Raw genomic sequence first — 13890 nt, forward strand, 5'->3', positions numbered from 1 at the left:
TATTTTCATTTTCTCCATTTTTCTAATGTCAGGCCGACCCGTGCATACGGGCCGGCCATTTTTATTAATACTAAAACTATGATCATCAAAAATATCGAAGCCAAAATCAGGCTGGCGACATTTATTGCAGCAGGCAGCCTGCTGACCTCGCTGGTCATTGTGGGTATGAATTGCCTGTATGCTTTCAAGCTGGTATCCAATGCCCATAAAAACATATATATCCTGGATAATAATGTGCCTATACTGGCCAGGCAAACGGATGTACAGCTCAATCGGCCGGCAGAATACCGGGCGGATGTCGACCTTTTTCACTCGCTCTTTTTTTCCCTCACACCGGATGATAACTATATGGAATACCAGATGAAAAAAGCTATGTACCTGGTGGACGAATCGGGAATGCAGCAATATAACAATCTCAAGGAGAACGGCTTTTTCAACTCGATTCTATCTTCCAGTTCGGTATTAACGCTGCAAACGGATTCCATTTTAATAGACCTGCCCAAACATTACTTCCGCTATTACGGCAAGCTAAAGATCGACCGGCGCAGTTCTACCGTCCTGCGCTCATTGATCACCGAAGGAAACCTGAAGGACATTCCAAGGAGTGATAATAATCCCCATGGCGTCCTGATCTGTGGCTGGAAGACCCTTGAAAATAAAGACCTCCAAGATGTGGAAAAGAATACATTCTAACCGGGATCCCCGGGATACGCTTTACAGCGAAATACAAAAGGAATTCGGAACCTATTTTACGATTGCCGGAAAAGCCACCAGGCGACTCGCCGCAGCATATCCAAAGTTCATCTTCGGCTGCATGGTCTTCCTGATGATGGTCTCCCTGGTATTATCCTTTTCGGTTTTCCGACAGCCACAGCAAGCTGCCGTTCCCGTGGTTAAAACGGTCAGCCCGGTAGAAGACGGCTTCAGCAAGATACTGCAGGCCACCGGTAATATCCGTGCAACGATGCAACTTAAGAAGCTGGTGGATAGCCTTACAGCTAAGAAACAACTGTCCGGACAAGACAGCATCCTGCTGGATAGCGCGCTCAGCCATCTTGCGGAAATTCATCAAACATTAAAGTAAATATGCTATGAAAATTAATTTTAAACAGCCCAAATATGTGCTGCCGGTCATCCTGTTGCCGTTTTTGTGCCTGTTTTTTTATACCTGGGACAGCGGCTTTTCCAAACCAAAGGAAACAGTCAAAGAAACCGTTGCCCTCAATGGATCGGTCGGCCAGGTATCTGCAGATGTACAAAAACGAGCCTTAGCCGATAAGCTGGATGCCTACCGCAACACCTACAAGGAAGCAGACGGTTTGACCGCAGTAAATGTGATCCCGCGTGATAGTTCCATTAACCCGGATTACAACAACGACTATTCAGATCAGCAAAAGAAAAAACTGGATTCCATCCGCCAGGCGATGAAGCTGCGTTTCGGAACGGCTGATCGGGTTGTTTCAGGAAAAATACGGACACCCGTGGTAATGCAGGACCAGCAGGTTGCCAGTGCGGTTGAAGCCATGAGCCGTCGCCGGTCCAGCGATGTTCAGCCGGTGGAAAAAGTGCCCCGGGAAAAAGATCCTATGGATATTTTCCGGCAGCAAATGGCGATCATGGATAGTGTCAGCAAGCAGAATGACCCGGACTACAAAGATGAGCTAAAGAAAAAAGAGCTTGCTGATAAAGCTGCAAAACTAAAGGCAAACCAGGTTAAACTGACCGTGGGAAAAGCCAATACCGTCTCGGCTGATTTCAATACCGTACTTCCTGAAAAAGCACCGGCCTTTATCAGCGCTGTCATAGACGAAAATATCACCGGTTACGCGGGATCACGGCTAAGGCTGAAATTACTGGAAGATATACATGCAGGTAACAACCTAGTTAAAAAAGGTACTTATGTCTTTGCCCAGGTCAGCGGCTTTTCAGAACAGCGAGTGACGCTTTCCATCACCTCGATCTTATTTGATGGAAAGATCCTGCCGGTAAGGCTTGATGTTTATGACATGGACGGATTACCCGGCCTGTATGTACCCTCATCAGCCTTCCGGGATTTTACAAAGGATCTTGGCGGTAACGCTGTACAGGGCGTAACGATCGACGGAAGCTCGGGGAACAGCCAGTTTATCATGAGCTCAATTGACAAAGTATTTCAGTCCACTTCTTCCGCCATTGCTTCGCTGATCCGAAAGAACAAGGCAAAGCTTAAGTACAACTCTTACCTCTATTTAATCGATCCGGATGCCTTACAAAACGACCAGAAACGCGAAAGCCTTTTGGGTATCGCTGAAAAGCCATAATCACATATAAAAAGCTATAAACATGAAAACGATCTTTTTCTTTTTACTTGTGCTCTGCACAACGGAAATCTATGCCCAAAAAACGCTACCGGTTGTCTACCTGCCGGAAAACCTGACCATTCATTTTATTTCTCCCGAGCCAATCCAATACGTCGACATTTCCACTAAAGAACTGGCCGGTGACCTGCCCATAAAAAACGTATTGCGTCTGAAGTTGCGCGATTCCCTGCAGTCCTTTAAGGGATCGGTCATCACCATCGCAGGTGAAAAGTTTCTTGCGCAGTACCGTCTGCTTCCGGGTTATCCCGGTGTTCCCTCCGCGATTGATATCGTTCCTGCGGATATGAACCCGCTGGATATTTCCGGCATCGGACTCTCCCAAAACCAATTGAAAAGACTCGCACTCGGTTTAATAGCCAGGCGTCCCGAAAAACGGGTGGAAAAAGTGAAGGCATTTGGGATCGAAGGACAATTGTATCACGTTTACACGGTAGATGAGTATTTATTCCTGGACATCGGATTTCACAATAACACCAATTTGAAATATGATATCGCCGATCTCCGGTTCCGGATAGATGATAAAAAGGTAACCAAAGCCGCAAACAATCAATCCGTGGAGATAAGGCCCGAATTTATCCTTTCGGCAGTACCTGGTTTTTTAAAGGACTACCGGAACATCTTTGTCTTTAAAAAAATGTCCTTTCCTGGCAATAAGGTTCTGTATATGGAACTCAGCGAAAGGCAGCTGTCCGGGCGGATCATCACACTTACGATCTCCTACCAGGATATCCTTGATGCCGATATCCTGCCGAATTAACGCTCAAACTTATTTTTATGACTGATTCCATAGCCTACGATTACGTAAAGCTGGTATTGGAGGAGGAGTTTTACAGGACCTACCTGCGCTTTTCCAATCATGGAATTCTCCACTACGAGCTTACTAATATCCTCGAACTGTGTGAACCATTGGTCACCGGGCTCGACGAGGACGACCGCTTCTTAAAATATGAGGTGATCGGAACCATAGCAGATTATTTACAGGAGATATGATATGGCCTTCAATCCGGTAAGGAAAATGGCCGATAATCTTTCGGCCATCCGGATCGCCCTGGACTTTACCGGCCAGCGGCTTTCTGATCCGGATCTTCAAAAACTTAAACAATATGCTGGATTTGGCGGTCTAAAGGCCGTTCTTTTCCCGCCCGGTGAAATTTCCGCATGGGAAAAGTTCGGTGCCTCAAAAGCTGACATGAAACTCTTTCCCCTGGTGACGGAACTGCATGAAGTGCTGCAACAAAAACTGACAGCAAAGGAATATAAAGCGGCAATTGATGCCTTGAAAAGCAGCTCCCAGACCGCCTACTATACACCAGACTACATTCCGAGGGCGATCTATACCGCTATGCTGCAATGTAATATCCTGCCTAAACGTCTGTATGAACCAAGCGCCGGGGCCGGTGTTTTTATTGAAGAAGCTTTGCTTGGGTTTCCGGAACTGGAACAGGTTACAGCCGTGGAAAAGGATATCATCACCGGGCGGATCCTGACCGCTATCTGTTCGGCCTACACGACACCAATCGAAGTACAGATCAAAAAGCTGGAGGAAACTGCGGCAACGGAAAAAGGTCAGTCTGACCTGGTGATCAGTAATATTCCTTTTGGCAGGATCGCAGTTCATGATCCGGCCTATAATAAAAGCGGCATTTCAGCAAAAGTACATACCTATTTCTTTGCCAAAGGGCTGGATAAGATCAAAGACGGCGGCATCCTGGCCTATATCGTGACAGACGCCTTTCTGAATAACCCATCCAATGCCATAGCGCGGAAATTCCTGTTCACCTCTGCAGACCTGCTGACCGTAGCCGTTTTACCTGCCAACCTGATGAAGGAAAACGCCAATGTCGAAGTCGGGATGCACCTGATTCTCGTGCAGAAGAATGATACCAAGGAAACGCTCACCGAAGCGGAATGCAAACTGCTCGAAACCGTGGAAGTCGAAAACTCGTTTGGACGATACCACCTGAATGCCTGGCTTGCAGATAAGAACGAACTGATCTATGCAGATGAGATCATCGAAGGCACCAATGCCCGGGGGAAAGCATCTCGGGTAGCCTGGCAAAACGGCGATATGCTGGATATCGTCCCCCTGCTCAAAGAACAACTGGTTGCAGGTTTTGCAAACTTTGACTACGTGAAATGGGAGTCCAATTCATTTAACAAAAAAGAGGCCCTGCTCAAGCAGTTTACTTTTTTACCGGTTCCTGAAAAGGAAAAAGCAAATGAAAAGCCCGTGTTAACTATTGGACAACTGGGTTTGTTTGATGCACCGGCACAGGCAGAGACGGCAAATAAAGCGCTGGACTACCTGGATGATCTGGACAGGCAATTTATAGCAACAGAATCCGCACGCCTGATCAGCATTATCCGGACAACACAGCGGCCCTTGCATGACAGTATTGTCTTACTGACCGCCCGCGCACAATCGAATAACAGGTATACCTATAAGCTGTACAGCAACCTCTCTGAAATTTCATTCCCGGGTAAATGGATGTCGGGCACGAGCCTTGGCCAGGAGCTGGACGCACTATCCGTTCGCCTCAAACAATTCGGTCATGATTACCGCTACGAAGGCGATACAAGTCTGGAACCGGCCTTTAAATTAGCTCAGGAACGTCCCAGGTCTTTTACGGACCTGAAACCATTCTACAGTAAAGATACCCTGGTCATCTTCGGGGGAAAGGTCGGCCTGATCGGCGAACCACATCATTTTGAGGCCAAATTTGAGCCCCTTGACCCGCAGCCGGAAGTGGCCTTTTTCGAGGATTACCTGACCCTGCGCGATATTTACCTGGAACTTGCAGGCAATGAAAGTGAATATGCTATCCAGTTTCCTGAACTGCGCCAGTCACTGAACTCTTATTACGAGGACTTTGTCAACAAATACGGGGTGCTCAACAAAACTGTTAACCGTAACCGGATCCTCCAGGATGTAGCATTGGGCTTTAAGGTGCTTTCCTCTCTGGAAATCAGGGAGCAGGAAAAAATGGTACGGTCGGATATATTTTACGGACCGCTTTTCCAGCAAAAGGAACTGCTGAAAACAGATGATCCCTTGGAAGCGCTGGCACGCTGCCTGAATGATACAGGGCGGGTCGATCTTTCCGTCATCGCACAGGTAACCGGCCTGGTAGAGGACGAGATCATTGTCCGGTTGGATAAGCAGATCCTGCTGAACCCCCAAACGCTTGGATGGGAAACGACCGACAATTATTTGTCCGGCAACGTAGTAGACAAATTAAAGATCGCCGAGAAACTCGCCGCTGAGGAACCGCATAACCTGCAATTTGCCCGGAGCCTTGCCGCGATCCGCCGGGTACAGCCCGAACGGATACCCTTTGAAAGGCTGGATTTTAACCTCGGCGAACGCTGGGTACCGCTCGAATATTACGAGCGCTTTGCTTCGGACCTGTTCAAGTTGGATACAAAGATCAACTACCTTGTTTCTGTAGACGACTATAAAGTAAGTTATCCAAAAAAAGGAAACACGATCACCAACGAAGAATTCTCAGTTACCCCCAAGGAAAGCAATAAGGTGACGGGACGTGTCCTGCTGGAATATGCACTGCTCAATACCACTCCGCATTTTACCTACCCGGTAGAGCAGTATGGCAAAGTAGTCCGGGTGCCCGACACGGAAGCGATCCAGAACGCCCATCGCAAGATCGATCATATACGGTCACGATACCTGCTCTGGCTACTGGAACTGCCCAACGAGGAAAAACAGTTTTTAGAAAGGATATATAATGAAACGTATAACTGCTATGCGCTCCGGGAATTTGACGGCAGCCATCTTTCCCTTCCTGGCGTCGATTTTAAGGCATTAAAGATCACAGACCTGTATCCCTCACAGCGAAATGCGGCATGGCGGGTTATCCAAAACAATGGCGGTCTGATCGACCACGAAGTAGGTTTAGGTAAAACCCTCACGATGATCATTGCTGCAATGGAAATGAAACGGCTCGGTATAGTGCATAAGCCATTGATCCTGGCGCTGAAAGCCAATGTGCAGCAGATCACGGACACTTTCCGGCTAGCTTATCCGAAAGCGAAACTACTGGCGCCCGGTGAAAATGATTTTGAACCGGCCAAACGGAAAAGAATCTTCCATGAGATCAAGAACAACAATTGGGATTGTATCATCCTGACCCATGACCAGTTTGGAAAGATCCCGCAGGCACCGGAAATTCAAAAGAAGATCCTGCAAATTGAGCTGGGCAATACCGAACTGGACCTGCTGACCATCCGGAAAGCCGGCGAGGAGATCAGCCGGGAGATGCTTAAAGGTTTGGAGATACGCAAGGAAAACCTGGAAGCAAAATTAAAAGGCGTGATCGAGGCCATAGAACAACGCAAAGACACCGGCATAAATTTTCGCGAGATGAACATTGATCATTTGTTCATCGACGAATCGCATAAATTTAAGAACCTCACTTTCACTACCCGGCATACCAAGGTCGCAGGTTTGGGAAATATAGCGGGAAGCCAGAAAGCGCTCAACATGCTTTTTGCCATCCGTACCTTACAGGACCGCAATGATACCGACCTTTGCGCGACTTTTCTTTCCGGCACACCGATCTCCAACAGCCTGACCGAGATGTACCTGATCTTCAAATATCTCCGGCCACGGGAACTGGAACGCCAGTGCATTTCCAATTTTGATGCCTGGGCAGCGGTGTACGCGCGGAAGACTGTTGATTTTGAATTTACGGTAACCAACGAGATCCGGGCAAAGGAACGATTCCGCCATTTTATCAAGGTGCCTGAACTGGCGCTCTTTTATAACCAGATCACCGATTACAAAACGGCGAAACATATCAACCTCGACAAGCCGGAGATCGATGAAACCCTGGTGAATATCAAGCCGACACCTGATCAGCAGGAATTTATCAAACGGCTGATGCAATTTGCCAAAACCGGTGATGCGACCGTGATCGGCAGGCGTCCGCTAACCCGGGATGAGGATAAGGGCCGGATGCTCATTGCCACCAATTACGCCAAGAAAATGGCTGTGGACATGCGCCTGGTCAACCCGGAAAAATACGATGACCACCCCGGCAATAAGGTTAATGTATGCGCACGAAACGTGGCAGAGATCTATCATGAAAGCACCCCGCATAAGGGAACACAGATCATTTTCAGCGACATCGGCACGCCAAAGCCGGGTGAATTCAATGTTTATGATGCGCTGCGGGACAAGCTGGTTACTGATTTTAATATTCAGGCGAACCAGATCACCTTTATCCACCATTGGGCAACGGATAGACAACGCAAGGAACTTTTCAAAAGAATGAATTCCGGTGACATCCGCATCCTGATCGGCAGCACCGAGAAAGCGGGAACAGGCTTAAATGTGCAGGAACGCATCGTCGCCATGCATCATCTGGATATACCCTGGAAACCATCCGAGCTGGAACGTGCGCCCGTAAAGGCTGCATAATAAATCTACCTATGGCAAGGTAGTAGACGTGTGTTTATAAGTCTATCGTCAGTCATTTGACCTGTGAGGGAAACCAAATATCAGGGAACATAGCACAATGACAAACCCATAAGTCAGCGAGTTACCAACGCTGCGACTGAATGGTGAGACGAAAAGACAGGTATAAGGATAAAATCCATACTGATTGAACGATAGCCTAAGTGGTCTGTCTCGGGACTATGACGTAAGGTAACTGAAATCGTCATACTGTGGTACTGTTGTTCCGCTGTTCAGGAGCATCAGCATAAACAAACCACAGCGCAAGTGCAATAAGCATTAAAAGGTAGAAGTCGTATCCGAGAACCTGTCGCGCCAATAGTTAGTATGCAGCTAAACGGGGATTACCTAAGTCGGAATGCCACTGGCGTGGCTATAAAGCGCAGGCTTTTGAATATCCGATATGGTAACGGAGTCCTCGTAGTAGTCCGAGCAAGGGAAAGCCTTGTACATGGCGAAGGAGGACAGCTAATATTTTTAATACAATTAATGGAAAATGTGAGAGACATTATGAGAAATCCAGAAAGAGTGTTAAACAGTCTGACAGAACACAGTGCTTTAAAAGAGTACAAGTTTGAGAGACTTTACAGGATTATGTTCAACAAAGAGATGTTCTTTATTGCCTATCAAAACATTTATGCGAAAGAAGGCAACATGACAAAAGGGGTCAATGAAGAAACCATTGACCAAATGAGTATCGACAGAATTGAACAGCTTATTGATATGCTGAAAAATGAAGCGTATCAGCCAATGCCCTCGAGGAGAACGTACATTCCCAAAAAAAATGGGAAAAGACGTCCTCTTGGAATTCCGGCTTTCAATGACAAACTGGTACAAGAGGTAATCAGGATGATTTTAGAGGCTATTTATGAAGGCTACTTTGAGAAAACATCTCATGGGTTCAGACCCGAAAGAAGCTGCCATACAGCCTTAAAGATAATCCAAACCACTTTTACCGGCGTGAAATGGTTTGTTGAAGGAGATATAAAAGGCTTTTTTGATAATATCAATCATGAAACCATGATTAGCATACTTCAGGAAAGAATCTCTGACGATAGATTTATACGCCTTATCAGAAAGTTTTTGAACGCTGGGTATGTTGAAGAATGGGTATATCATGGAACCAACAGCGGAACCCCGCAAGGTGGTATCATCAGCCCCATACTGGCAAACATTTATCTGGATAAACTGGATAAACATATGTCCGAATACAAGAAAAAATTCGACAAAGGAGAAGCAAGGCAGAGAAATCCTGTTTACCGAAAACTTGAAGTCCAAAGAGGCAATGCGGTTCGAAAACTTAAAACAGAAACGAATGAGATTAAGAGAGAGGAACTGATTAAAACTATTAGGGACATAGAAAAAGAACGCCCCAATATCCCATTCACGTTAGCGCAAGATAACGAATATAGGAGGATTGTTTACCAGAGATATGCAGATGACTTTCTGATTGGCATAATCGGCAGTAAAGAAGATAGCCAACTTATCAAAAACGAGATAGGCAAGTTCCTGTCAACGGAATTGAAGTTAGAGCTTTCAGAAGAAAAGACGCTGATTACCCATGCCAATAAGCCTGCAAAATTCTTGGGATATGACATCTATGTAAGGAAATCGAACCTGACAAAAAGGGATAAAGCAGGAAAATTAGTAAGGAATTACGGTGGAAGAATTGTTCTCGAAATAACAAACGAGACTATTAAGAAAAAGCTACTGGACTACCGGGTACTGAAAATCGTTAATCATAACGGACATGAAGTATGGAAACCCAAAGGCAGATATTCTTTAAAAGACAATGACGACCTCGAAATCCTGGAACAATACAATGCTGAAATCAGAGGGTTCTATAACTACTACTCAATTGCCAACAACAGTTCTTTAATCAACTCATTCTATTACATCATGAAGTACAGTATGTATAAAACATACGGTACTAAATACCGAACCTCCGTCCACAATGTCATAGAGAAATTTAGACAGGATAAGGACTTTGTGGTGAAATACCGCAATAAAAAAGGTGAAACAAAGACAAGGGTGTTTTATAATGATGGTTTTAAGCGAATAAAAAATTCATGGTACGATAAATCAATTGACATCATCCCTAACTCGGTCATTTATAGAAGCTCAACGAGCCTTATTGACAGGCTTGCCGCCAATAAATGCGAGTTATGTGGAAAGGAAGACTGTAAGTTGGAAATGCATCATGTGCGAAAACTAAAAGATCTCAAAGGCAAAAGCTATTGGGAAACACTAATGATCGCCCGTAATCGCAAAACGATGGCAGTATGCCTTGATTGTCACGGTAAAATTCATCATGGAGGATAGACTGATAATATTAGTGGAGAGCCGTATACATGGAGACATGTACGTACGGTTCGGGGGCGAGTACTTGAAAACCTACCGTAGTAATACGGCAAGGCGTTGGGTGCTTAGCCTACAACGGGACGGAAGAGGCGCCAGGCAGGGAAACTGGCTCGCCAAAATGGCTTACGGTAACAAGGTCAGGAATTTTATTTACGCCGTCGAACAATCCCTGGATAACTATAAATTCAACCTGCTCAAAAACAAACAGATCTTCATCAGCCAGATGAAGAACAATGAACTGTCCGTGCGAACACTCGACGAAGGAGCCATCGATGAGCAAAGCGGCATGAGCTTTTCCGAATATATCGCGATCCTGTCAGGTGATACTTCATTATTGGAAAAGACGAGGGTCGAAAAGAAGGTTGCTGAATTAGAAGGCTATAAAGGCGCGCATTTCAAGGAGGTTGCCAGGAGCCGCTACCTGTTGGAGGACCTGGAAAAGAAAAGCCGGGAAACAACGCAAACGCTGGAACTGGTCCGCAAGGATGAGCAGGCATACAAAGCGGTGCTGAAATATGATGCTGAAGGAACAAAGCTCAATCCCCTGCGATTGACCAATATAGCCGAATCAGATGCCGTTGCCATTGGAAACCGCTTTATCGACTTGTATAAAAACTGGGCACCGGCCGATCTCAGCAAACCTGAACAGCATTTGGGTGAGTTATATGGTTTTGATCTTTTTATCCGGCGCAAACTGCAGTCAGTGGAGACCGGGTTTACCAGCCGGATTGAACAGGTAACCTCCCTTTACGCGGAAAGCCGTTCTACTGGTATCAAATACATGCAAAACGGCGGGGCACCCAATATTGACAATCCTAAACTGGCCGCCAGGTATTTCCTGGAAGCCATCAACAGGGTGGTTAGTATGGCTGAACGCTATGAAAAAGAGCTAACCGGTATCATTCAGCAGATCCCTGAAGTCAGAGAACTCACCCAACGTCCCTTTGAACAGGAATATGAACTGGCCTCCCTGAAAAAGGAACTGGCCAGACTGGAACTGGAGATCAGCAACAAGATCGCAGAAAGAGAGCGTGAAGCCGGGACAGAACAATTAATTATTCCGCAGGAGGCACAACAAACAGAAGTAGCTTATGCATCCATCAAACGCTAAACTTTTAGGTTAGGCATTTACCCATGGGTATAGAAAACAGGCAGTTTCTGGCTTGTCAAACCTGTAATACTTAGGAAGACGATAAAGTAAGCCTTGGATTATTGCCTTATACCAGGATGGGCCGCACCATATGGCTGTGGCTTTTTAAATTTAACAGGTGCCCGATGGAAGAAACCAGGGAACAGCAAAAACTCCATGGGTTTTTGCAATGTGCGATCTATTTGTCCATAGGATTAGAAGCCGCTATCTTCATTTATCACGATGCCCCTTTCTGGGGCATTTTTTTTACCCCACTGGACAGGATCAGCCACCTGGTCATTTATTCCGGCCTGGTCTACAGTAAGCTGACAACGTTTGGCCTGACCTGCCTGGTCAGCATCGGTACGCTGGCAAAAAAGAAAACAGACCTCGACCCTAAAAAGCACATCGTCTATCCGCTTGCATTCGGTCTGTTTTTATTCTTTGGCAGTCTCGTTTTTCAGGGCCGCGGTTCCCCGCTGGCATTTGCTTATACGAGCTGGTATGATCTGCTGTACATGGTTTGCTCATTCGGCGGGGCACTCATGGTGAGTTTATCGATGGACAACATTTCCAAGTTCATTAAATCGGGCCTGGGAAAGGATATATGGAACACGGAAGCGGAAAGCTTTATGCAGCCGGTAAAACGGATAGATACGCCTTACTCGGTGAATATACCCATGCTTTTTTACCATAAAGGCAAAGTTTGGAAGGGCTGGATCAATATCTGTAATGTGTTCCGGGGCACGATGGTCATCGGAACGCCCGGCAGCGGGAAAAGCTTTTCTATCGTTAATCCTTTCATCCGGCAGCTGATCGCCAAAGAGTTTGCGGTCTGCCTGTATGATTTCAAGTTCCCAGATCTGGGTCACATTGCTTATTACCATTACCTGCTGGCTAAGCAGAACGGGAAGCTGAAAGGCTTTGCCTTTCATGTCATTAACCTGAACGATATTGAAAAGAGCCGTCGTATAAATCCCTGGCGGGCAGATTATATCAGGTCATTGGCCGACGCGGCGGAAACCGCCGAGGCACTCGTAGAAGCGCTAAAAAAAGGCGACCGTTCCGGCGGCAGCGACCAGTTCTTCACACAGTCTGCAATAAATTTCTTAGCATCCTGCGTGTATTTTATGAGCAAATACAAAGGCGGCATCTATTCCAGCTTTCCCCATGTACTGGCCTTACTGAACCGGTCTTACGAGGAGATCTTCAACGCATTGACCTCCGAGCCGGAGCTGCGTTCCCTGCTGTCTCCTTTTATGACGGCTTATAATGCCAAAGCATTTGACCAGTTAGAGGGACAGATCGGTACGCTGAAGATCTTTATCAGCCGGCTGGCAACGAAAGAAACTTTTTGGGTCTTTTCCGGCAATGACTTTGACCTGAAGATATCCGCAAAGGAAAACCCGGGAATGCTCGTATTGGCCAACGACCCGAACACGCAGAATATTAACTCTGCCTGCTATTCCATTATTATTAACCGGCTGACCAAGCTCATCAACACCAAAGGCAACCTGCCATCGGCGCTGATCGTCGATGAAGTGCCCACCTTATTTGTTCACCGGGTGGAGAACCTGATCGCCACCGCACGGTCGAATAAGGTCGCTGTTCTGATGGGCCTGCAGGAATTGCCCCAATTCAATCAGCAGTACGGGAAAGATACCGCTGCCACCATCACCGCAGTGGTGGGAACAGTCCTTTCCGGTTCCGTCAGGAATAAGGAAACCCTGGAATGGCTGGAAAGGCTTTTTGGCAAATCCAAGCAATTGGGTGAAGGGCTGTCCATAGACCGCAATAAAACCTCCACATCCCTGAATGAAAAGCTGGAGGCGCTGATCCCGGCAGGGAAAATTGCTTCCCTCAATTCGGGAGAAATGGTGGGCATGATTGCCGCTGATGCCCAGGAAAAATATACCGGCCAGTTTGAAACCTCCGCCGTCAATTGCCGCATCAACCTGGATATGGAAGAGATCAGGAAGGAAGAGCGGGGTTATAGAACCCTGCCGTCCTTTTATGATTTTGGCGGGCAAATGGACGAAAAGCTGCGGCAGAACTTTAATCACATCTCGCAGGAAATTCAGGAAATGGTACTGGCCTTTAAACCGCCTCTACCGACCATACCCGTAAAAGCGACCATGAAAAAATGAAAGAAGAAACCAATGAAGTGCAGCTGCCTGAATTCCTGCTGGTACACCCGGACTTGAATGATGACCCGGTGAATAAGCAGGGCCAGATCGGCATCATTACCGCAGCCATTTTAAATACAGACGAATTTTTTGTCGGCTTTGAGGACAAGGTGGTTGGCCTTTACAGTGCTGACGCCTTGCTGACCTTTAAAGACCCCTCGGACATCTATGGGTTTATACATCAAAATGCGCTGACGCTTTCGGTCGACACCTTCAGAGACCTCAAAACTATCGCCTTGCTGCTGGATTACGGCACCAGGCAACACCAGCGGGCAGCCATGAAGATCGTCCAAAAAGACCCTGAACTTATAATAGCCGCTTTGATCACACTTGAAAAAAGTTTGGGCCTCGATCAGGACATCAAACGGGGCAGGTAATAAA

10 protein-coding genes are annotated in these 13890 nt (G+C 46.6%); all 10 read left to right on the forward strand.

The window, feature by feature from the left end; all coding sequences use genetic code 11:
• Window positions 1-78: 78 nt before the first annotated feature.
• The 10 genes from traK to AC1RM2_RS04830 all read left to right on the forward strand — a co-directional run bounded on the left by traK (window position 79) and on the right by AC1RM2_RS04830 (window position 13886).
• The gene (traK, locus tag AC1RM2_RS04785; RefSeq protein WP_492983866.1) at window positions 79-693 is read left to right on the forward strand and encodes a conjugative transposon protein TraK; all 615 of its coding nucleotides are present in this window, start codon (window positions 79-81) and stop codon (window positions 691-693) included.
• Window positions 671-1084, forward strand: coding sequence for a hypothetical protein (locus AC1RM2_RS04790; protein ID WP_492983867.1), 414 nt, complete (start codon window positions 671-673; stop codon window positions 1082-1084). Before traK ends, AC1RM2_RS04790 begins: the two co-directional genes overlap by 23 nt.
• Before the next feature lie 7 nt (window positions 1085-1091).
• A complete protein-coding gene (gene traM, locus AC1RM2_RS04795) occupies window positions 1092-2300 on the forward strand; it encodes a conjugative transposon protein TraM (protein WP_492983868.1) in 1209 nt (402 codons plus the stop codon).
• Window positions 2301-2322: 22 nt separating this feature from the next.
• Window positions 2323-3117: a DUF4138 domain-containing protein gene (locus AC1RM2_RS04800; protein WP_492983869.1), complete on the forward strand. Its 795-nt coding sequence runs from the start codon at window positions 2323-2325 to the stop codon at window positions 3115-3117.
• 17 nt (window positions 3118-3134) lie between these two features.
• On the forward strand, window positions 3135-3350 hold the full coding sequence (locus AC1RM2_RS04805) for a hypothetical protein (RefSeq protein ID WP_492983870.1): 216 nt from the start codon (window positions 3135-3137) through the stop codon (window positions 3348-3350).
• Window position 3351: 1 nt separating this feature from the next.
• A complete protein-coding gene (locus AC1RM2_RS04810; protein ID WP_492983871.1) occupies window positions 3352-7797 on the forward strand; it encodes a helicase-like domain-containing protein in 4446 nt (1481 codons plus the stop codon).
• Window positions 7798-8160: 363 nt separating this feature from the next.
• Entirely contained in the window at window positions 8161-10155 is a 1995-nt protein-coding gene (locus AC1RM2_RS04815) for a reverse transcriptase/maturase family protein (protein ID WP_492983872.1), read from the forward strand.
• The gene (locus AC1RM2_RS04820) at window positions 10145-11305 is read left to right on the forward strand and encodes a hypothetical protein (protein WP_492983873.1); all 1161 of its coding nucleotides are present in this window, start codon (window positions 10145-10147) and stop codon (window positions 11303-11305) included. The genes AC1RM2_RS04815 and AC1RM2_RS04820 overlap by 11 nt, the downstream gene beginning before the upstream one ends.
• A 164-nt stretch (window positions 11306-11469) precedes the next feature.
• Window positions 11470-13470, forward strand: a complete 2001-nt coding sequence (locus tag AC1RM2_RS04825) for a type IV secretion system DNA-binding domain-containing protein (protein WP_492983874.1) — start codon at window positions 11470-11472, stop codon at window positions 13468-13470.
• Window positions 13467-13886 carry a hypothetical protein gene (locus AC1RM2_RS04830; RefSeq protein WP_492983875.1) on the forward strand — a complete coding sequence of 140 codons (420 nt, stop codon included), beginning with the start codon at window positions 13467-13469 and terminating at the stop codon, window positions 13884-13886. The genes AC1RM2_RS04825 and AC1RM2_RS04830 overlap by 4 nt, the downstream gene beginning before the upstream one ends.
• Window positions 13887-13890: the final 4 nt, after the last annotated feature.

It is taken from the genome of Mucilaginibacter sp. GW822-FHT03E02 (assembly GCF_058801545.1).